This window comes from Ideonella alba (genome assembly GCF_018069875.1).
Lineage (GTDB): Bacteria > Pseudomonadota > Gammaproteobacteria > Burkholderiales > Burkholderiaceae_C > Ideonella > Ideonella alba.
This window is the reverse complement of the sequence record NZ_JAGQDF010000010.1, coordinates 1-24,434: the sequence shown is the minus strand read 5'-3', so window position 1 is coordinate 24,434 and position 24,434 is coordinate 1. Positions and strand designations below refer to the sequence as shown.

Below are 24,434 nucleotides of genomic sequence, written 5' to 3'. Positions count from 1 at the left end.
ATGAGCGAGCAAGACAACGCCTCGGTGCCCGCAGGCACCCAACCGCCGGTCGCAGCGCCCGCGGCCCCCGCAGCCCCCTCGGTCACGATGGCGCCGCCCGCCAAGCCCGCGGCCGCCCAGCGCAAGCCGGGACAGGTCTGGAGCGCGCTCAAGCAGATCGTCCTGCCGCCACCGGCTGGCACGGCGGTGATGCCGGGCATGGACGCCTTCGAGCGCACGGTCGAGGGCGTGATGTCGCGCCAGTCCACGGCCCGCGCCCAGCACCTGGTGCGCGTCACCGCCATCACGCTGGCGGTGCTGCTGGCCTGGGCCGCCTTCGCCCAGGTCGACGAAGTGACCCGCGGCGACGGCAAGGTCGTGCCCTCCAGCCAGTTGCAGGTGCTGCAGGCGCTCGACGGCGGCGTGGTCTCCGAGATCAAGGTGCGCGAGGGCGACGTGGTCGACGCCGGCCAGCTGCTGCTGCGCATTGATGGAACCCGCGCCACCTCGGGCGTGCGCGAGGCCAACGCCCAGGGCTTTGCGCTGCAGGTGCGTGTGGCCCGGCTGCGTGCGCAGGCGGAGGGGTCGACCTTCAAGCCGCCCTCCGGCAAGGACGCCGAGGACGAGCACATCATCGAGGAAGAGCGTCGCCTGTACGAGTCGCGCATGAGTGAGCTCTCCACGCTGGTGTCGATCAGCCGCCAGCAGGTGATGCAGCGCCAGCAGGAGCTGTCCGAGGCCCAGGCACGTCGCTCGGCCGCGATCCGCGGCCTGGAGCTGGCGCAGCAGGAACTCAACCAGACCCGGCCGCTGCTGGCCACGGGCGCGGTCTCGCAAGTCGACGTGCTGCGCCTGGAGCGCGACGTGACCCGCAACCGTGGCGACGCCGAGGGCGCCGCCGCGCAGATCGCACGTGCCCAGGCCGCGATCGGCGAAGCCAACCGCAAGGTCCAGGAGACCGAGCTGCAGTTCCGCAACGAGGCCCGCAAGGAGCTCTCCGAGGCACTGGGCAAGCTCAACGCGCTCAACGAGGGCAAGGTGGCGCTGGACGACAAGGTGGACAAGACCCAGGTCAAGTCACCGGTGCGCGGCCGCGTGCAGCGTTTGATGGCCAACACCGTGGGTGGCGTGGTCCAGCCCGGCAAGGACATCGTGGAGATCGTGCCGCTGGACGACACCCTGGTGCTGGAGGCACGGGTCCTGCCCCGCGACATCGCCTTCCTGGTGCCCGGCCAGAAGGCCAACGTCAAGTTCACCGCCTACGATTTCTCGATCTACGGCAGTCTGGAAGCCACGGTCGAGAACATCAGCCCCGACACCGAAGTCGACGAGAAAGGCAATGCCTTCTACGTCGTGCGCGTGCGCACCCAGCAGCCCAATTTTGGCGACAAGCTGCCGGTGCTGCCCGGGATGACCGCCGAGGTGGACATCCTGACCGGTCGCAAGACCGTGCTGTCTTACCTGCTCAAGCCGATCATCAAGGCTAAAGCTTACGCACTGCGCGAACGATAAGACGGACACCAGGCATGCCGCTCACCGTGGGCGGCGGGTGTCCAGCGCCTGACGGCGCCCCCCTGGACGACTTGGTCTGCCGACGCACACGCGTCGGCGGCTGAGCCGCCCTGCTCCACGGTCTCGGATCGGCCTGGTCGGTCGGATCGCTTCGGCGAGCCGGCTGGATCACGCCACGCGCGTCCGGCGCGCCGATCACCCTCGGCCGCTGGCGTCCACCGACCCTGGAGCCCCGCTCATGCCCGACAACGCCAAGCCCGCCGCCCCCACCCCCGTCCACGCCCTGAAGTCGTCCGCGGTCGTCCACAAGGCGATCCAGGTCGCCCTGGGCGCCCCGCTGCCGGCCAAGCTGGCCACGCCGGTGCAGGCCGCCGCGGCCGGCGCCGCACCGGGCGGCGAAGCCGCTGCCCGGACGCATGAGGCCCCGGGGCGGGCCGCCAAGACGGTGGACGTGATCGCCAAGGCCGATCTGCCGGCCGCGCGCGCCGCCACCCATGCCGCCGCCGCCAAGGCGTCTGCAGGCAACGCCGACAAGGCGATCAAGGCCCTGGAGACCGGCGACCCGGACAGCAACCCCGCGGCGGGCGATGGCGATGCGCTGCAGGCCGGCCTGCGGGTCGACCGCGTGGCCGAATCGGTGACCCCGGCCGGGCTGGAACTGAGCCCGCTGAGCAGCCCCACCATCACCGTGCGCGACGAGGAAAAGGGGCCCGACCTGGCGGCGGCTGCGGCGGCGCCGGACTCGGTCAGCGTGGCAGAAGACGGCTCGGTCAGCTTCGACCCGCGCGTCAACGACACCGGCACCCAGGGCGGCGTGCTCACCGTGACCACGGTGGGCGGCCAGCCGATCAGCGTGGGCAACCCGCTGGTGCTGCCGCAGGGCACGCTGTCGCTGAACCCCGACGGGACGCTGAGTTTCAAGCCGGCGCCCGACTTCCACGGTCAGATCACCGTGCCCTACACCGTGGTCGATGACCAGGGCCAGACCATCGGCTCGACGATCACGATCACGGTCACACCGGTCAACGACCCGCCCGTGCCCGGCACCCAGCCTGGCGATGACGGCACCCCGGTCACCGACCCCAACGTCGACCCCGACACCGGCCACTACAGCGCCCGCACGCCGGAAGACACCCCGGTGGCCGGCCAGGTCAAGGCCACCGATGTCGACGGCGACACGCTGAGCTTCCGGCTCGACGATGCGCCTACCCACGGCAGCGTCGTCGTCAAGCCCGATGGCACCTGGACCTACACGCCGGGCGCCGACTACAACGGTCACGACTCGTTCACCGTGATCGTCGACGACGGCCACGGCGGCACCGCCATCGCCACGGTGGACATCACCGTCGACCCGGTCAACGACCCGCCGCAGGTGGGTCCGGACCCCGACCCCAGCTACGACCCCGCCACCGGCCACTACGCCGAGCGCACGCCCGAGGACACGCCCGTCAGCGGCCAGGTCAAGGGCTCGGACAAGGACGGTGACGCCCTCACCTTCCGCCTGGACGATGCACCCACCCACGGCAGCGTGGTCGTGCACGCCGACGGCACCTGGACCTACACCCCCGGGCCCGACTACAACGGAGGCGACAGCTTCACCGTGATCGTCGACGACGGCCACGGCGGCACCGCCATCGCCACGGTGGACATCACCGTCGACCCGGTCAACGAGCCACCGGCCACTACGCCGAGCGCACGCCCGAGGACACGCCCGTCAGCGGCCAGGTCAAGGGCTCGGACAAGGACGGCGACACCCTCACCTTCCGCCTGGACGACGCGCCCACCCACGGCAGCGTGGTCGTGCACACCGATGGCACCTGGACCTACACCCCCGGGCCCGACTACAACGGCGGCGACAGCTTCACCGTGATCGTCGATGACGGCCACGGCGGCACCGCCATCGCCACGGTGGACATCACCGTCGATCCGGTCAATGACAACCCGCTGGCCACCGACAACAGCTATGCGGTGATCGAGGACACCCCGATCAGCGGCAACGTGCTGAACGACGGCACGCCCGACAGCGACCGCGACGGCGACGCGCTCAGCGTGACCGGTTTCAGTGTTGATGTGAACGGCGACGGCGTGGCCGAGTCCTTCGCCGCCGGCCAGACCGCCACCCTGGTGGACGCGTCGGGTCAGGCGATCGGCACACTGCAGATCCGTCCCGACGGCAGCTTCGACTTCAACCCGGCCACCAACTACAACGGCCCGGTGCCGACCGTCACCTACGCCATCAGCGACGGCCACGGCGGCACCGACAGCGCCAGCGTGCTGCTGGGCCCGGTGCGGCCGGTGGACGACTCGCCCCGCGCGGTCGACGACAGCACCAGCACGCCTGAAGACACGCCGATCACGATCAACGTGCTGAGCAACGACGCCGATCCGGATGCCGGCGACACGCTGACCATCACCCGCGTCGATGGCCAGTCGATCGCCGAAGGCCAGAGCGTGGCGGTCGCGCATGGCAGCGTGACGCTCAGTGGTGGTCAGCTGGTCTTCACGCCGGCCAAGGACTATGTCGGTCCGGTGGACTTCAGCTACAGCGTCAGCGACGGCCGCACCGAGGTGCCAGCCCAGGTGCATGTGGACGTCACCCCTGTCAACGACGCCCCGGTGGCGGTGGACGATGCCCTGACCGTGGCGCCGAACGGCGTTGGCCAGATCAATGTTCTCGCCAATGACAGCGACCCCGACAACAGCCTGTCCGAGCTGAAGGTCACCCAGATCAACGGCCAGGACGTGGTGGCGGGCGACCGCATCACGCTGACGGATGCCGCCGGCACCGTGGTCGGCACCGTCGGCCTGACCGCCGACGGCCAGCTCGAATTCCGTCCGGCCCAGGACTACAACGGGCCGGTGCCGCCGGTGACCTACACCGTGCAGGACCCGGGTGGCCTGCAGGATGTGGGCACGGTGCAGTTCAGTATCGGCGTGAACCGCGGCCCCAGCGCCGTGGATGACACCGGCAGCACCACCGAGGACAGCCCGCTGGTGGCAGACGCGGTCCATGGTGTCATCCAGGGCCTGGGCGCCGACAGCGACCCCGACCACGACACGCTGACCGTGCAGGGCTTCGGCGTGGGCGGCAGCACCGCTGCACCCGGCCAGAGCGTGGCCGGTGACTGGGGCACGCTGACACTGCGCGCCGACGGCTCCTACACCTTCACCCCCAACGCCGCCGCCCAGGCCCTGGGCAGCGGCGACACCGCGCAGGACACCTTCACCTACACCATCGTCGACGCCGCCGGCAACACCGACACCGCGACGCTGACCATCACGGTGAATGGCGTCAACGATGGCCCGGTGGCCGGCGATGTCAGCGGCGTCACGCCCTTCGACCAGCCGATCACCGTCGACCCGGTCGCCAGCTCGAGTGACCCCGAAGGCGATCCGCTGCACATCACCGCGGTGGATGGCCACCCGGTGAGCGTGGGCGTGCCCGTCACGCTGAACGACAGCCTGGGCCACACGATCGCCACGGTCACGCTGGGCGCCGATGGTCGCCTGACGGTGGACCCGGTGCCCGGATTCACCGGTCCGCTGGACTTCGACTACACCGTGGCCGACCCGCAGGGCGCCAGCGACACTGGCCATGCCCACATCACGGTGGGTCCGAACACGCCGCCGGATGCGCGTGATGACGTGGTCTCGATGAACGAGGACACCACCGTCACCTTCGACCCGCGGGCCAACGACCCCGATGTGGAAGGCGATGCGCTGACGATCACCCAGATCAACGGCCGCGACGTCCAGCCGGGCGACCGTGTGCCGATCGCCGAGGGCACGATCAGCGTGAACGCCGACGGCACCCTCAGCTTCACACCCAACGCCAACTACCACGGTGGCCCGATCAGCGTGGGCTACACCGTCAGCGACCAGTTCGGCGGCTCCGACACCGCCACCATCCGCATCACCGTGGCGCCGGTCAACGACCCGCCGGTGGCGCTGGATGACGCCAACGACCAGGTCTGGGAGGACCGCCAGGCCAGCGGCAATGTGCTGGTCAATGACAGCGATGTGGACGGTGACGCGCTCAGCGTCACCGGCTTCACGGTGGACACCAACGGCGATGGCGTGGCCGAGGCCTTCACGCCGGGCCAGACGGCGACCATCGCCGGCGTCGGCACGCTGCGCCTGGATGCCGATGGCGGCTATGTCTTCACGCCGGCTGCCGACTACAGCGGTCCGGTGCCTGTGGTGGGCTACACCATCAGCGACGGCCACGGCGGCCAGGACAGCGCCACACTCAGCCTGGGCCCGGTGCGCCCGGTCGATGATTCACCGCGTGCGGTCAACGACAGCGCCACCACGCCCGAGGACACGCCGATCACGATCGACGTGCTGGCCAACGACCGCGACCCGGATGGCGATGCGATGAGCATCACCCACGTCAACGGCCTGGCGATCAGCGAAGGCAGCTCGGTCAGCGTGGCCCATGGCTCGGTCACCCTGGTCGGCGGCGAGCTGCGCTTCACGCCCGAGGCCAACTACCACGGCCCCGTCAGCTTCAGCTACACCGTCACCGACGGCCACACGCCGGTGGACGCGCGGGTCGACGTCAACGTCACGCCGGTCAACGACGCCCCGGTGGCCGTGGACGATGCGCTGACCGTGGCGCCCAATGGCCGTGGTTCGATCGACCTGATCGCCAACGACAGCGACGTCGACGGTGACGCGCTGACGCTGACCCAGCTCAATGGCCAGCCGGTCACGGTGGGCAGTGTGATCAGCCTGGTCGATCCAGGCACCGGCCAGGTGGTGGGCACGGTCACCGTGCTGAGCCTGGACGGCCGGGTGGAGTTCGCCCCGGCGCACGACTACAACGGCCCGGTGCCGTCCCTCAGCTACACGGTGAGCGACCCGTCGGGCGCCACCGATGTGGGCCGGGTGGATTTCCGCATCGGCCCCAACAGCGCCCCCACTGCGCAGGCCGATACCCAATCGACCAGCGAGGACACCGCCGTCAGCGGCAACGTGCTGGGCAATGACAGCGACCCCGAGGGCGACACCCTGCAGGTCAGCGGCGTGGCCTTCGGGGGTGCCGGCGGCACGGTCGGCCAGGCCCTGGCCGGCCAATGGGGCAGCCTGACGCTGCGCGCCGATGGCAGCTACAGCTTCCAGCCCAACGCCGCCGCGCAGGCGCTGGACGACGGCGAGAGCCGCCAGGACCTGTTCAGCTACACCATCGTCGACGCCGCCGGCAACACCGCCACCGCCACCCTGACGATCACGATCAACGGCGCCAATGACGCGCCGGCCACGATCGACGTCAGCGACACCACGCCCTTCGACACCCCCGTCACCGTCAACCCCCTGGCCGGCTCCAGCGACCCGGATGGCGACCCGCTGGCCATCACCCAGATTGATGGCCACGCGGTGCAGGTGGGCGTGCCGCTGACGCTGATCGACGCCACCACCGGCGCCACGATCGGCACGGTCACGCTGAATGCCGATGGCACGCTGACCTTCGACCCGGTGCCCGGCTTCGCGGGCCCGGTGGACTTCCAGTACACCGTCAGTGACGGCACCACCGGCGTGCATGGCACCGCCCACATCACCGTCGGCCCGAACGAAGCGCCCAGCGCCCTGAACGATGTGGTGCGCATGGCCGAGGACACCACGGTGACCGTCGATCCGCGCTCCAACGACACCGACCGCGAAAGCGACGCGCTGACGATCACCCAGATCAACGGCCGCGATGTGTCGCCCGGCGATGTGGTGGTCCTGACCGAGGGCCGTCTGACGGTGAACGCCGATGGCACGCTGAGCTTCACGCCCAACGCCAACTACCACGGCGGCCCGGTCAATGTGCAGTACACCGTCAGTGACACCTACGGCGGCTCCGACACGGCCACGGTGGCCATCACCGTGGACCCGGTCAACGACGCCCCGGTCGCCACCCACAACAGCTACAGCGTCACCGAGGACACGCCGCGCAGCGGCAACGTGCTGACAACGGCACGATCCCCGGCGCCACCTACACCATCAGCGACGGCCACGGCGGCACCGCCACCGCCCAGCTGACCCTGGGTCCGGACATCATCGACGTCAACGACGCCCCGGTGGCCACCCACAACAGCTACAGCGTCACCGAGGACACGCCGCGCAGCGGCAATGTGCTGACCGACGGTGTGCCCGACAGCGACGTCGACGGTGACAGCCTCACAGTCACCAGCTTCGCCATCGACACCAACGGCGACGGCGTGGCCGAGAGCTTCGCCGCCGGCACCACCGCCTCGATCAGCGGTGTCGGCACGCTGGTGGTCAACGCCAACGGCACCTTCACCTTCACCCCGCTGGCCAACTACAACGGCACGATCCCCGGCGCCACCTACACCATCAGCGACGGCCACGGCGGCACCGCCACCGCCCAGCTGACCCTGGGTCCGGACATCATCGACGTCAATGACGCCCCGGTGGCCAACGATGACAGCGGCACCACCCCGGAGGACCAGGCACTGAGCGGCAACGTCCTCTCCGGCGGCACGCCCGACAGCGACATCGACGGCGACACCTTGTCGGTGGCCAGCTTCCGTGTGGACACCAATGGCGACGGCGTGGCCGAGAGCTTTGCGGCGGGCAGCACCGCCACCATCAACGGCGTTGGCACGCTGCGCATCGACGCCACCGGCGGCTACAGCTTCAGCCCGGCTGCCGACTACAGCGGTCCGGTGCCAGTGGCCACCTACACCGTCAGTGACGGCCATGGTGGCTCGGACACCGGCACGCTGACCCTCAACGTCACACCCGTGGCCGACACGCCGCTGGTCAGCCTGACGGTGGGCGAGCCCACGCTGACGTCCACGCTGATCAACGTCAGCAACGCCACCAGCACCGGCCAGGGCTTCAGTGTCCAGGCCTTCGCGGTGGATGGCAGCGCCAGCACCGTCAGCAGCTTCGGCAACCGCAACGGGGTGCAGGGCTTCGGCGTCAGCGGCGGCGACAACGAGGAAATCGACAACGTCGGTGGCGCCTCTGAAAGGCTGGTGGTCAGCTTCGACCAGGCCATCTCCGACGCGTCCGTCACGCTGGCCTTCCTGCACAGCACCGAGAAGGCCCGCTACACCCTCTACGATGCCCAGGGCCATGTGGTGGGCACCGGCCTGATCGGCGGCCAGACCGACATCGTCGATCCGACCTTCAAGATCACGGCCGACGGCGGCCAGCCCTTCAGCCGCATCGAGTTCACCGCCCCCGGACCGTCGGATGGCGGCAGTTCGGTCGACGACTATCTGATCCACTCGATCAGCTACACCACCGCCGGCAGCTACCCGGTCAGCCTGAGCGTCACGCCGACCGACATCGACCACTCCGAGAACGTCAGCTCGGTGCTGCTGCGCGTGCCCACCGGCGTGACGCTGTCGGCCGGCACCGACAACGGCGACGGCACCTGGACGCTGCCGCTGACCGGCAGCGGCAGCTACCAGGTCGCGATCGACCCGGTGACCCATGGCGTGACGATCAGCGGTCTGACGATGACCGTGCCCACCTCGGTGCAGGCCCCGGTCAGCGTGACCGTGGTCGGCACGGTGGTGGACGGCGCCAGCAGCGCCCAAGGCAGCGCCAGCGCGGTGGCCCCGGGCCTGGACTCGGTGGTCCAGCTGCGGGACGACAGCGGCGCCACCGTCGAGGACGCCAGCCGCCTGTCCGGCAACACGTTGGCCAACGACACCCAGGGCGCCGACCTCACGGTGACCGGCTTCTCGGTGGCCGGCCTGGGCAGCTTCCATGCCGGCGAGACGGCCACCATTGCCGGCGTCGGCACCCTGACGATCGACAGCAAGGGCCTGTACACCTTCGTGCCCGCAGGCAACTGGAGCGGCACCGTGCCCGATGTGACCTATGTGGCCACCAACCCTTCGGGCGACAGCGCCGTGGCCCACCTGAACCTGAGTGTGCAGGCGGAGGCCGACACGCCGGTGCTGGCGGTCACCTCGCCGGCGGGCGCGCCGGCCGTGGTCTTCACCAACAGCTGGGAAGCCAACGTCAACAACGACAACACCAGCACCGCCAACCTGGTGACGCCCTTCGAAGGCTGGACGCGCCTGGACAATCCGGACCCGACCGCGGGCGGCACCAATGCCTTCGAGGTGTGGACCAACCAGGACAGCCAGCAACGCCAGGACGGCAGCTACAACACCGTGGTGGCCGCCGCAGGCAATGGCGATGACTTCCTGGAGCTGAACAACGCCACCTCGCTGGTGCAGACGCTGGGAATCACGCGCACGGTCAGCACCACCGCGGGGGCGGTCTACGAGCTGTCCTTCGACTACGCCGGTCGGCCGGGCTTCGACGGTGCCTACACCACCTTCGGGGTCTACCTGGACGGCAAGCTGGTGGCCCAGTACAGCGCCACCAGCCCGATGGGCTACATCGACTGGAAGAACCTGAAGTTCCGCTTCGAGGGCGATGGCGGCGACCACACGCTGACCATCCGCACCGATGCCAGCGCCTTCAACGACGCCGGACGCGGTGCCTTCATCGATGACGTGTCGCTGACCAGCCTGGGCAGCGGCGTGGTCAAGGGCAACGGCGGCAGCTACACCGCGGTCGACCTGTCCAGCCATGTCAGCGGTCACCTGGTCGACACCGACGGCTCCGAGTCGCTGACCTACACCTTCTCCGGCCTGGCCACCGGCTCGGTGATCGTCAGCAGCACCGGCACGCACACCGTGGGCGCCGACGGCAAGATCACGATCGCAGCCTCGGAGCTGGACAGCGCCGAACTGCGTCTGCCCACCAGCGTCAGCGGGCACCTGGACATCGGCGTGGTGGCCACTGCGACCGAGGGCGCCAACGGCTCCACGGCCAGTTCAGCCTCGCAGACGCTGTCGCTGAACGTGGTGAACACGCTGAACGACGTCGACATCGGCGGCGAGAACCTGAACACCCTGTTCGGCACCACCGCCGCCAACAACCAGACCGGCACCACCGGGGCCGACCGCTTCGTGGGCAGTGACGGCAACGACACCCAGAGCGGCGGCGCCGGCAACGACGTGCTCGATGGCGGCACCGGCAATGACTCGCTGATGGGCGGAGACGGCGCCGACACGCTGTGGGGCGGCAGCGGCAATGACATCCTGGCCGGCGACGCCGGTGCGGACACCTTTGCCTGGACCCTGGCCGACCGTGGTGCTGGCGCAACGGACACCATCAATGGCTTCAACGCGGCCGCCGCCAGCGCCGGGGGTGACATCCTGGACCTGCGCGACCTGCTGGTGGGCGAGTGGGTGGCCGGCACCAGCAACAACCTGCAGAACTACCTGGACATCGACACCACCAGCACGCCGGGCACCACGATCATCCACATCAGCTCGACCGGCGGGTTCGCCGGCGGGGTCTACGACCCGGCCGCGACCGACCAGACGATCACGCTGAACAGCGTGAACCTGCGCACCGACCTGGGCCTGGGCGCCAGCGCCACCGACAGCCAGGTGATCCAGGAAATGCTCAACCGCAGCAAGCTGATCGTCGACAGCGGCAACTGATCGCCACGCCACCGGCTGATCAGCGCAGGGGCCTCCCGACCGGGAGGCCCCTTTTCTTGGGCGATCCGGTGGCCGCAAGCGCTGCAAACAGGCGCCTAGCACGCCGGCCATTCATTCTTACTAGGCGAATGCTTTGCCTATAACTTGGCTTTATGTTCTTCCACTGCGAAATCATGACCGATCATTTGTTACGTCAGAACTGATCTGCAAACTAGGGATAAGCCGGGAACAGCCGGGGTAAGGCGTCGCTTATCAGCGGTTACATTGGCCAGAACGGTGACTTCGGTCACGTCGGAGACGGCCTTGACCGCCTCCAAGACGCGTCGCGCCTCTATGCTCGCCGCACCGCGAAATCTGTATCTGGAGCCTCGTCATGCCCCACAACGCCAAGCCCGCCGCCCATCCGACCGCCGCTGTCAAGCTGACCCAGGTCGCTTTCGGGGCGCCTGCCGCTGCCAAGCTGGGGCGCGATGCCGCCATCCAGGCCGCAATCGAGAAGGGCTACGTGGCCAACCGCAAGCTGGCGGGCAAGGTCATTGCCGTCTGGGGTGAGGCCCTGCTGCGCACCGAGGACGGCAGCGTGCGCCCCCTGAAGGCGGGCGACGTCATCAAGAAGGGCGACGTGGTCCTGACCTCCCAGGAAGGCATCATCCAGATCGAGGGCTCGCGCGGCGGCTCGGAAGCCGAACGGGTCATCGGCAAGATCGAGGAAGGCAAGGACGACACCGCGCCGGCAGCGATCGACGCCACCCCGCTGGGCGAAGGCCTGCGCGTGGAGCGGATCAGCGAGTCGGTCAACCCGGCCAGCCTGTCGCTGGGCACCATCCAGGGTGAGGGCATCGTCCGCCAGGACGAGGAGCAACTGCCCGACAACGCCGCCGCCGATGCCGTGCCCGATGTGGTCAGCGTCGCCGAGGACGGCTCGGTCTCCTTCGACCCGCGCGGCAACGACAGTGGCGCCGGCGGCTCGCCGCTGACCATCACCTCGGTGGGCGGCCAGCCGATCGCGGTGGGCACGCCCGTCACCATCCCCCAGGGCACGATCACGCTGAACCCGGATGGCACGCTGAGCTTCACGCCGCTGCCCAACTTCAACGGCCAGATCAGCATCCCCTACGTGGTGGTCGACGAGCAGGGCAACACCGCCACCTCGACCATCACCATCACCGTCACCCCGGTCAATGACCTGCCGATTCCCGGCACGGTGATCGACCCGAACGGCGACGTGGTGCCCGACGTCGACGGCGGCTTCGACCCCACGACCGGCCACTACGAGACCAGCACCCCCGAAGACACCCCGGTCAGCGGCACGATCAAGGGCACCGACGTCGACGGCGACACGCTCACCTTCACGCTCGATGAACCGCCCACCCACGGCACGGTGACCGTCAACGAAGACGGCACCTGGACCTACACGCCCGACCCCAACTACAACGGTGACGACAGCTTCACCGTCATCGTTGACGACGGCAACGGCGGCACCGCGATCGCCGTGGTCGACATCGTGGTCGACCCGGTCAACGACAACCCGACGGCAGTGGACGACACCTTCGCCGTCACCGAGGACACGCCGGTCAGCGGCAACGTGCTGACCAACGACTCGGACACCGATGGCGACCCGATCGTCGTCAAGGAATTCGCGGTCGACACCAATGGCGACGGCACGCCCGAGGTCTTCCAGCCCGGCCAGACCGCCACCATCCCTGGCGTCGGCACGCTGATCATCAATGAGGACGGCAGCTTCACCTTCACGCCGGTGAAGGACTTCGACGGCACGATTCCGCCCATCACCTACACCATCGACGACGGCCAGGGCGGCACCGACACCGCCAGCCTGATCCTGGGTCCGGACATCATCGACGTCAACGACAACCCGGACGCGGTGGATGACATCTTCCCCGTCACCGAGGACACCCCGGTCAGCGGCAACGTGCTGACCAACGACACCGACGTCGACGGCGACCCGATCGTGGTCAAGGAGTTCTCGGTCGACGTCGATGGCGACGGCACGCCCGAAGTCTTCCTGCCGGGCGAGACGGCCACGATTCCGGGCGTTGGCACGCTGGTCATCAACGAGGACGGCAGCTTCACCTTCACGCCGGTGAAGGACTACAACGGCACCATCCCGCCGATCACCTACACCATCGACGACGGCAACGGCGGCACCGACACCGCCAGCCTGATCCTGGGTCCGGACATCATCGACGTCAACGACGCCCCGGATGCGGTGGACGACATCGTCCCCGTCACCGAGGACACCCCGGTCAGCGGCAACGTGCTGACCAACGACACCGACGTCGACGGCGACAAGCTGGTTGTCAAGTCCTTTGCGGTCGACACCAATGGCGACGGCACGCCGGAAGTCTTCCAGCCGGGCCAGACCGCCACCATCCCGGGCATCGGCACGCTAATCATCAACGCCGATGGCAGCTTCACCTTCACGCCGGCCAAGGACTACGACGGCGTCATTCCGCCCGTCACCTACACGATCGATGACGGCAAGGGCGGCACCGACACCGCCTCGCTGATCCTGGGTCCGGACATCATCGACGTGAATGACCCGCCGGTCGCCACCGACAACCTGTACCCGGTGCTGGAAGACACGCCGCTCTCCGGCAACGTGCTGACCGACGGCACGCCCGACAGCGACGTCGACGGCGACACGCTCAGCGTGACCGGCTTCACCGTCGACACCAACGGCGACGGCGTCGCCGAGAGTTTCGCGGCCGGCGCCACCGCCGTGATCCGCGACGCCAGCGGCGGCGCGATCGGTTCGCTGCGCATCAATGCCGACGGCAGCTTCACCTTCACCCCGGCCCTGAACTACAACGGCCCGGTGCCGCAGGTCACCTACACGATCAGCGACGGCCATGGCGGCACGGACAGCGCCAACGTCCTGCTCGGTCCGGTCGCCCCGGTGGACGATTCGCCCCGCGCCGTCAACGACAGCGCCAGCACCCCGGAAGACACCGCCATCGTCATCGATGTGCTGGCCAATGACCGTGACCCGGACTCGGGCGACTCGCTGACGATCACCGAGGTCAACGGCCAGGCGATCACCGAGGGTCAGTCGGTCGCGGTGACCAACGGCACCGTCACGCTGCAGGGCGGCAAGCTGGTCTTCACCCCGGCCAAGGACTACACCGGCCCGGTCGATTTCAGCTACACCGTCAGTGACGGCAACACCCCCGTCACGGCCCAGGTGCACGTCGACGTGACGCCGGTGAACGACGCGCCTGTCGCCGCCGACGATGCGCTGACCGTGGCGCCCAACGGCGTCGGCGTGATCGACGTGCTGGCCAACGACACCGACCCGGACAACCCGCGCAGCGAGCTGACGGTCACCCAGATCAATGGCCAGGATGTCGTGCCTGGCGACAGCGTGGACATCGTCGACCCCGCCACGGGCGCGGTGGTCGGCACGGTCACGCTGACCGCCGACGGCAAGCTGGAGTTCCGTCCGGCCCAGGACTACAACGGCCCGGTGCCGCCGGTCACCTACACGGTGGAAGATCCGGCCGGCCTGAGCGACCAGGGCACGGTGGTCTTCACCATCGGTGAGAACCGCGGCCCCACCGCCGTCAATGACGTCGGCACCACCGATGAGGACACCCCGCTGGTGGTGGACGCCGCCCATGGCGTGATCCAGGGCGCCGGCACCGACACCGACCCCAATGGCGACACGCTGCTGGTCAAGGAATTCAGCTTCGGTGGCACCACCGCCACCGCCGGCCAGAGCGTGGCCGGCGCCTGGGGCACGCTGACGCTGAACGCCGACGGCTCCTACACCTTCACCCCCAGCGCCGCCGCCGACGCACTGGGCCAGGGCGATACCGCCCAGGACGTCTTCAGCTACACCATCGTCGATGCCGCCGGCAACACCGCGACGGCCACGCTGACGATCACCATCAACGGCGTCAACGACGGTCCGACGGCCGGCGACGTGTCCGGCAACACGCCCTTCGACACCCCGATCGTGCTGGACCCGCTGGCGGGCTCCACCGACCCCGAAGGCGACCCGCTGACGATCACCGAGATCAACGGCCAGCCCATCACCGTGGGCGTGCCTGTCACGCTGACTGACGGCCTGGGCAACCCGATCGGCACCGTCACGCTGGGTGCTGACGGCACCCTCACCTTCGACCCGGTCGAAGGCTTCAAGGGCCCGGTCGACTTCGACTACACGGTCAGCGACGGCCAGGGCGGCACCGACACCGGCCACGCCACCGTCACCGTCGGCCCGAATGCGCCGCCGGTGGCCCAGGACGACAACGTCGTCATGGACGAAGACACCACGGTCACCTTCGATCCGCGCTCCAACGACCCGGACATCGAAGGCGACGCGCTGACGATCACCCAGATCAACGGTGTGAACGTCGCCCCCGGCGACAAGATCACCATCGCCCAGGGCGTGATCACCGTCAACGCCGACGGCACGCTCAGCTTCACGCCGAACAAGGACTTCAACGGCGGCCCGATCGACGTCAACTACACCGTCAGCGACCAGTTCGGCGGTTCGGACACGGCGGTCATCCACATCACCGTCAACCCGGTCAATGACAACCCGGTCGCCACCGACGATGTGGCGACGGTGCTGGAAGACATTCCCGCCAGCGGCAATGTCCTGACCGACGGCACGCCCGACAGCGATGTCGACGGCGACACGCTCAGCGTCACCGGCTTCACCATCGACACCAACGGCGACGGCGTCCAGGAGAGCTTCGCCGCGGGCGCCAGCGCCACGATCGTGGGCGTCGGTACGCTGACGATCAACGCCGATGGCTCCTACACCTTCGCGCCGGCCCGTGACTACAACGGACCGGTGCCGGTGGCCACCTACACCATCACCGACGGCCAGGGCGGCTCCGACAGCGCCACGCTGACGCTGACGGTCGAGCCGCGCAGCGACACACCCTCGGCGGTCAACGACACGGCCCTGACCCCCGAGGACACCCCGGTGGTCATCCGCGTGCTGGACAACGACAGCGACGCCGACGGCGACCCGCTCACGATCACCCAGGTCAACGGCCAGGCCATCACCGTCGGTGGCAGCGTGGCCGTCGCCAACGGCACGGTCACGCTCAATGCCGACGGCACGCTGACCTTCACGCCCGCCGCCGACTATGTCGGCCCGGTCGACTTCACCTACACCGTCTCCGACGGCCAGACCCCGGTCCAGGCCAGCGTGCACGTGGATGTCACGTCGCGCAATGATGCGCCGCTGGCTGTCGACGACGTCGCCAGCACCGAGGAAGACGCGTCCATCACGCTGAACCTGCTGGGCAACGACGAAGACATCGACGGTGACGCGCTGCACATCACGCAGATCGACGGCGTCAACATCCTGCCGGGTCAGACGGTCAACGTGACCAACGGCACCGTCACGCTCAATGCCGACGGCACCGTCACCTTCACGCCGGCCCCGAACTACACCGGTCCGGTCAGCTTCACCTACACCGTCGCCGACCCCTTCGGCGCCACCGACACCGCCTCGGTGACGGTCAACGTCAGCCCGATGCCCGACGCCCCGGTGGCGGCGCCCGACACCGGCAGCACCGACGAAGACACCAGCCTGGTGGTGTCCGCCGCTGACGGCGTCATCCTGGGCGCCGGCCGCGACACCGATGTCGACGGCGACACCCTCAGTGTGTCCGCCGTGTCCTTCGGCGGCGCCAACGGCACCGTGGGCCAGCCCCTGGCCGGTGCCTGGGGCACGCTGACCCTCAACGCCGACGGCTCCTACACCTACGTGCCCAATGCGGCCGCGCAGGCGCTGGACGACGGCGAGAGCCAGTTCGATGTCTTCACCTACACGGTGACCGACCCGAGCGGCCTGACCTCCACCTCCACGCTGACCCTGACCGTCACCGGCCGCAACGACGCCCCCGTGGCCGTGGACGACTCGGCCAGCACGCCCTTCGACACCACGATCACGCTGAACGTGCTCGCCAACGACAAGGATGTCGACGGCGAGACGCTGTCGATCACCCAGATCAATGGCCAGCCGGTCAGCGTCGGCACGCCCGTCACGCTGACCGATGGCAGCGGCAAGACGATCGGCACCGTCACGCTCAATGCCGACGGCACGCTCAGCTTCGACCCGGTGCGCGGCTTCACCGGCCCGGTCAGCTTCGAGTACACGCTGTCCGACGGCACCGCCTCCGACATCGGCAAGGTCACGATCAATGTCGGCACGCTGGGTGCGCCGGACGCGGTCAACGACAGCTTCACCACCCCCGAAGACCAGCCGCTCAGCAGCTTCAACCCGCTGGCCAACGACACCACGCCCGAGGGCGACCCGCTGACGATCACGGCCATCAATGGCCAGTCGATCGTCCCCGGCGGCTCGGTCACCCTGCCCCAGGGCACGGTGACGATGAACGCCGACGGCACGCTGAGCTTCGTGCCCAACCCGGACTTCAACGGCCCGGTCGACTTCAGCTACACGGTGTCCGACCCGTTCGGCGGCACCGACGTGGCCTCGGTGCACATCGACGTCACGCCGCTGAACGATCCGCCGGTGGCCAATGACGACACCGCCACCGTCGAGCCCAACCAGACCGTCAACATCGATGTCCTGCGCAACGACACCGACGTCGACGGCGACACGCTGGCCATCACCGAGATCAACGGCCAGCCCGTCACCGTCGGGGTGCCGGTCGACCTGACCGACGGCACCGGCAAGGTGGTCGGCACCGTGGTGCTCAACGCCGACGGCACGCTGGCCTTCACGCCGGCGCCCGGTCAGACCGCCCCGGTCACGCTGGAGTACACGGTGCAGGACCCGTCGGGCAGCACCGACACCGCCACCGTCACCATCAACATCGGCCCCAACCTGCCGCCGGTGGCCACCGACGACGTCGGCACCACCGACGAGGACACCACGCTCACCGTCAGCGCCGCCAATGGCGTGATCCTGGGTGCCGGCACCGACACCGACCCCAATGGCGACAGCCTGAGCGTCTCCGGCATCGCCTTCGGCGGCGTGGTCGGCACCGTGGGTCAGCCCATCGCGGGCGCCTGGGGCACGCTGACGCTCAATGCCGACGGCTCCTACACCTACGTCCCGAACGCCGCCGCGCAAGGTCTGGACGATGGCGAGAGCCAGGCGGATGTCTTCAGCTACACCATCATCGACCCGGCGGGCAACACCGCCACGGCCACGCTGACCCTCACCGTCACCGGCAAGAACGACGCGCCGGTGGCCGTCGATGACTCCGCCAGCACGCCGTTCGACGCCCCCGTCACGCTGAACCTGGTCGCCAACGACACCGATCCGGACAACGAGCCGCTGAGCGTCACCCAGATCAATGGCGTGAACGTCAGGCCGGGTGATGTGATCACCTTGGCGTCGGGCACGCTGACGATCAACGCCGACGGCACCGTCACCTTCGACCCGGTGCGCGGCTTCACCGGCCTGGTCAGCTTCGACTACACCGTCTCGGACGGCACCGCCAGCGACACCGGCCGCGTGTCGATCACCGTGGGTGGCATCGCGCCGCCGACCGCCGGTGACGATGTCTTCACCGTCGACGAGGACCAGCCGCTCAACGCCTTCAATCCGCTGGCCAACGACAGCTCGCCCGAAGGCGACCCGCTGCACATCACCCAGATCAACGGCGTGGACATCGCCCCGGGCGGCTCGATCACGCTGCCCCAGGGCACGATCACGATGAACCCGGACGGCACGCTGAACTTCGTGCCCAACCCGGACTTCAATGGCCCGGTCACCTTCAGCTACACCGTGGCCGACCCGTTCGGCGGCACCGACGTGGCCCAGGTCACGATCAATGTGCAGCCGGTCAACGACGCGCCCGATGCGGTCAATGACGCCGGCAGCGTGGCCGAGGACCAGTCCGTCACGCTGAACCTGCTGGGCAACGACACCGACAAGGATGGCGACACCCTGCGGATCACCCAGATCGGTGGTGTCGACATCCTGCCGGGCCAGACCGTCAACGTGTCCAACGGCACCGTCACGCTCAACGCCGACGGCACCGTCACCTTCATCCCGGCGCCGAACTACAACGGCCCGGTCAGCTTCACCTACACCATTGCTGACCCGTCCGGCGCCACCGACACCGCCACGGTCAACATCACCGTCACGCCGCGTCCCGACGCGCCGGTGGCCGTGGCCGACACCGGCACCACCAACGAGGACACCAGCCTCGATGTGTCGGCTGCCGACGGCGTCATCCTGGGCGCCGGTCGCGACACCGATCCGGACGGCGACAGCCTGAGCGTCTCCGGCGTCAGCTTCGGCGGCACCACCGGCACGGTGGGCCAGCCGCTGGCCGGTGCCTGGGGTACCCTGGTGCTGCGCTCCGACGGTTCCTACACCTACGTGCCCAACGCGGCCGCGCAAGGCCTGGACGATGGCGAGAGCCGCGCCGACGTCTTCAGCTACACCGTGACCGACCCGTCGGGCCGCAGCTCGACCACCACGCTGACGATCACCGTCACCGGTCAGAACGACGCCCCGGTGGCGGTCGATGACTCGGCCTCGACGCCCTTCGACCAGCCGGTCACCATCAATCTGCTGGGCAACGACACCGACGCCGATGTCGAAACCCTGACCATCACCGAGATCAACGGCCAGCCGATCGTCCCGGGTGGGTCGGTGCAGCTGGTGGACGCCACCGGTGCGCCGATCGGCACCGTCACGCTCAATGCCGACGGCACGGTCACCTTCGACCCGGTGCCTGGCTTCGACGGCCCGGTCGACTTTAGCTACACCGTGTCGGACGGCACCGCCACCGACACCGGCAACGTCCACGTCACCGTGGGCCTGAACGCCCCGCCGATCGCCCAGAACGACGTTGTCCAGGGCAGCGAGGACGCCAAGGTCACCTTCGACCCGCGCAGCAACGACGGCGACCCCGAGAACGACCCGCTGGAGATCACCCAGATCAACGGCCAGGACATCGTCCCTGGCGGCACGGTCACGCTGCCGGAAGGCACGCTGGTGCTGAACGCAGACGGCACCCTGAGCTTCACGCCCAATGCCAACTTCAACGGCCCGGTGTCCTTCCAGTACACCGTGTCCGACGAGTTCGGCGGCTCCAGCACCGCCACCGTCAACATCGACGTGCGCGCCGTCAACGACGCGCCCGACGCGGTCAACGACAAGAACGACCAGGTCTTCGAGGACCAGCAGGCCACGGGCAACGTGCTGGTCAACGACACCGACGTGGACGGCGACACGCTGAGCGTCACGGGCTTCAGCGTCGACACCAATGGTGACGGCGTGGCCGAGGACTTCACGGTGGGCCAGACGGCGACGATTGCCGGCGTGGGCACGCTGGTGATCAACCTGGACGGCAGCTACGTCTTCACGCCGGCCAAGGACTATGCGGGCGATGTGCCGCTGGTGACCTACACCATCACCGATGGCAACGGTGGCAGCGACAGCGCCACGCTGAGCCTGGGCCCGGTGCGTCCGCTGCAGGACTCGCCGCGCCTGGTGGATGACTCGGCGGTGACGGATGAGGACCAGTCGGTGGTCATCCGCGTGCTGGACAACGACAGCGACCCGGATGCGGGCGATGTGCTGACGATCACGCAGATCAACGGCCAGAACATCAGCGTGGGCGGCTCGGTGGCGGTGACCAATGGCACCGTCACGCTCAATGCCGATGGCACGCTGACCTTCACGCCCAACAAGGACTACAACGGTCCGGTGGACTTCAAGTACACCGCCACCGATGGCAAGGAGTCGGTGCAGGCCAACGTGCATGTGGACGTGCGCCCGGTCAACGACGCGCCGGTGGCCACGGACGATGCGCTGACGGTGGCGCCCAACGGCTCGGGCTCGATCGACGTGCTGGGCAACGACAGCGACGTCGATGGCGACAAGCTGACGGTGGCGGGCTTCAAGGTCGACACCAACGGCGACGGCGTGCCCGAGAGCTTCGCACCGGGTGCGGTGGTGGCGCTGACCAATGCCGCGGGCGAGCCGATCGGCACGGTGGAGCTGCGCGCCGATGGCACGCTGATCTTCACCCCGGCCCAGGACTACAACGGTCCGGTGCCGCAGCTGACCTACACGGTCAAGGATCCGTCGGGTGCGACGGATGAGGGCACGGTCACGCTGGCCATTGGTGCCAACCAGGCGCCCACGGCGGTGGCTGACACCAACACCACCAGCGAGGACCTCACGCTCAGCGTGGACAAGGCCGCTGGCGTGCTGGCCAACGACACCGATCCCAACGGCGACACCCTCACCGTGACCACGGTGAGCTTCAACGGCACCACGGTCAGCGCGGGCCAGGCGATCGTCAGCCAGTGGGGCACGCTGGTGCTCAAGGCCGACGGCTCGTACACCTTCACGCCCAATGCGGCGGCGCAGGGCCTGGACGACGGCGAGATCGGCCAGGACATCTTCAGCTACACCATCAAGGACGCGGCGGGCAACACCAGCACCACCACGCTGACGATCACCGTCACGGGCCAGAACGATGCGCCCACCACGGTGGACGTCTCGGCGCAGACGCCCTTCGACGTGCCGGTGACGGTCAACCCGCTGGCCGACTCCAAGGACGCCGATGGCGACACGCTGACCATCACCGAGGTCGCGGGCCAGCCTATCAGCCTGGGCAACCCGGTCACGCTGACCGACCCGGCCACCGGTGCGGTGCTGGGCACGGTCACGCTCAACCCCGATGGCAGCCTGACCTTCGACCCCGCCCCTGGCGTGGTCGGTCCGGTGGACTTCACCTACACCGTCAGCGACGGCGACGACACCGTGCAGGGCACGGCCCACATCACCGTGGGCCCGAACGCCGCGCCGGTGGCGGCCGACGACATCGTCGACATGAAGGAGGACCAGACCGTCACCTTCAAGCCGCTGGCCAACGATGCGGACCCCGAGGGCGACGCGCTGCACATCACGCAGATCAACGGCCAGGACGTGCAGCCTGGTGATGTGATCACCCTGCCTGAGGGCACGCTGACCTTCAACGCCGATGGCAGCCTGAGCTTCACCCCCAACGCCAACTACAACGGCGGCCCGATCAAGGTCGACTACACCGTCAGCGACACCTTCGGTGGCTCGGACGTGGGCACCATCTCGATCAACGTCGAGGCGGTCAACGACGCGCCTGACGCGGTCAACGACAAGAACGACCAGGTCTTCGAGGACCAGCAGGCCACGGGCAATGTGCTGGTCAACGACACCGACGTGGACGGCGACACGCTGAGCGTCACGGGCTTCAGCGTCGACACCAATGGTGACGGCGTGGCCGAGGACTTCACGGTGGGCCAGACGGCGACGATTGCCGGCGTGGGCACGCTGGTGATCAACCTGGACGGCAGCTACGTCTTCACGCCGGCCAAGGACTATGCGGGCGATGTGCCGCTGGTGACCTACACCATCACCGATGGCAACGGTGGCAGCGACAGCGCCACGCTGAGCCTGGGCCCGGTGCGTCCGCTGCAGGACTCGCCGCGCCTGGTGGATGACTCGGCGGTGACGGATGAGGACCAGTCGGTGGTCATCCGCGTGCTGGACAACGACAGCGACCCGGATGCGGGCGATGTGCTGACGATCACGCAGATCAACGGCCAGAACATCAGCGTGGGCGGCTCGGTGGCGGTGACCAATGGCACCGTCACGCTCAATGCCGATGGCACGCTGACCTTCACGCCCAACAAGGACTACAACGGTCCGGTGGACTTCAAGTACACCGCCACCGATGGCAAGGAGTCGGTGCAGGCCAACGTGCATGTGGACGTGCGCCCGGTCAACGACGCGCCGGTGGCCACGGACGATGCGCTGACGGTGGCGCCCAACGGCTCGGGCTCGATCGACGTGCTGGGCAACGACAGCGACGTCGATGGCGACAAGCTGACGGTGGCGGGCTTCAAGGTCGACACCAACGGCGACGGCGTGCCCGAGAGCTTCGCACCGGGTGCGGTGGTGGCGCTGACCAATGCCGCGGGCGAGCCGATCGGCACGGTGGAGCTGCGCGCCGATGGCACGCTGATCTTCACCCCGGCCCAGGACTACAACGGTCCGGTGCCGCAGCTGACCTACACGGTCAAGGATCCGTCGGGTGCGACGGATGAGGGCACGGTCACGCTGGCCATTGGTGCCAACCAGGCGCCCACGGCGGTGGCTGACACCAACACCACCAGCGAGGACCTCACGCTCAGCGTGGACAAGGCCGCTGGCGTGCTGGCCAACGACACCGATCCCAACGGCGACACCCTCACCGTGACCACGGTGAGCTTCAACGGCACCACGGTCAGCGCGGGCCAGGCGATCGTCAGCCAGTGGGGCACGCTGGTGCTCAAGGCCGACGGCTCGTACACCTTCACGCCCAATGCGGCGGCGCAGGGCCTGGACGACGGCGAGATCGGCCAGGACATCTTCAGCTACACCATCAAGGACGCGGCGGGCAACACCAGCACCACCACGCTGACGATCACCGTCACGGGCCAGAACGATGCGCCCACCACGGTGGACGTCTCGGCGCAGACGCCCTTCGACGTGCCGGTGACGGTCAACCCGCTGGCCGACTCCAAGGACGCCGATGGCGACACGCTGACCATCACCGAGGTCGCGGGCCAGCCTATCAGCCTGGGCAACCCGGTCACGCTGACCGACCCGGCCACCGGTGCGGTGCTGGGCACGGTCACGCTCAACCCCGATGGCAGCCTGACCTTCGACCCCGCCCCTGGCGTGGTCGGTCCGGTGGACTTCACCTACACCGTCAGCGACGGCGACGACACCGTGCAGGGCACGGCCCACATCACCGTGGGCCCGAACGCCGCGCCGGTGGCGGCCGACGACATCGTCGACATGAAGGAGGACCAGACCGTCACCTTCAAGCCGCTGGCCAACGATGCGGACCCCGAGGGCGACGCGCTGCACATCACGCAGATCAACGGCCAGGACGTGCAGCCTGGTGATGTGATCACCCTGCCTGAGGGCACGCTGACCTTCAACGCCGATGGCAGCCTGAGCTTCACCCCCAACGCCAACTACAACGGCGGCCCGATCAAGGTCGACTACACCGTCAGCGACACCTTCGGTGGCTCGGACGTGGGCACCATCTCGATCAACGTCGAGGCGGTCAACGACGCGCCGGTCGCCACCGACAACACTTATGCCGTCACCGAGGACACCCCGGTCAACGGCAACGTGCTGACCGATGGCACCCCGGACAGCGACGTCGACGGCGACAGCCTGAGCGTCACCGAGTTCGCCGTGGACACCAACGGCGACGGCGTGGCCGAAACCTTCCTGGCCGGCAACACCGCCACCATCACCAAGGCCGACGGCACCGCCGTGGGCACCCTGGTCGTGCGCGGCGATGGCACCTTCACCTTCACCCCGGCCAAGGACTACAACGGCCTGATCCCGCTCGCCACCTACACCATCTCCGATGGCCACGGCGGCTTCGACACGGCCAATCTGATCCTGGGTCCGGACATCATCGATGTCAACGA

At 68.7% G+C, this 24,434-nt stretch carries 5 protein-coding genes and 1 pseudogene; all 6 read left to right on the top strand.

The window, feature by feature from the left end; all coding sequences use genetic code 11:
* The gene (locus KAK07_RS16605; RefSeq protein WP_247661137.1) at positions 1-1,491 is read left to right on the top strand and encodes an HlyD family type I secretion periplasmic adaptor subunit; all 1,491 of its coding nucleotides are present in this window, start codon (positions 1-3) and stop codon (positions 1,489-1,491) included.
* 238 nt (positions 1,492-1,729) lie between these two features.
* On the top strand, positions 1,730-3,361 hold the full coding sequence (locus KAK07_RS16600) for a cadherin-like domain-containing protein (RefSeq protein WP_210861997.1): 1,632 nt from the start codon (positions 1,730-1,732) through the stop codon (positions 3,359-3,361).
* A pseudogene (locus tag KAK07_RS25635) lies at positions 3,244-4,410 on the top strand (Ig-like domain-containing protein); the annotation flags it as partial. The gene KAK07_RS16600 and the pseudogene KAK07_RS25635, both read left to right, overlap by 118 nt.
* The gene (locus tag KAK07_RS25415; RefSeq protein WP_310740745.1) at positions 4,399-7,518 is read left to right on the top strand and encodes a cadherin-like domain-containing protein; all 3,120 of its coding nucleotides are present in this window, start codon (positions 4,399-4,401) and stop codon (positions 7,516-7,518) included. The pseudogene KAK07_RS25635 and the gene KAK07_RS25415, both read left to right, overlap by 12 nt.
* Entirely contained in the window at positions 7,458-10,982 is a 3,525-nt protein-coding gene (locus KAK07_RS25830) for a beta strand repeat-containing protein (protein ID WP_310740744.1), read from the top strand. Before KAK07_RS25415 ends, KAK07_RS25830 begins: the two co-directional genes overlap by 61 nt.
* 373 nt (positions 10,983-11,355) lie before the next feature.
* On the top strand, positions 11,356-24,434 hold a 13,079-nt coding region (locus KAK07_RS16585; RefSeq protein ID WP_210861991.1), incomplete at its 3' end, for a cadherin-like domain-containing protein.

Bases quoted from the DNA above. Each gene is read 5' to 3' on its own strand.
- KAK07_RS16600 (WP_210861997.1), top strand. From the start codon at position 1,730: ATGCCCGACAACGCCAAGCCCGCCGCCCCCACCCCCGTCCACGCCCTG.
- KAK07_RS16605 (WP_247661137.1), top strand. From the start codon at position 1: ATGAGCGAGCAAGACAACGCCTCGGTGCCCGCAGGCACCCAACCGCCG.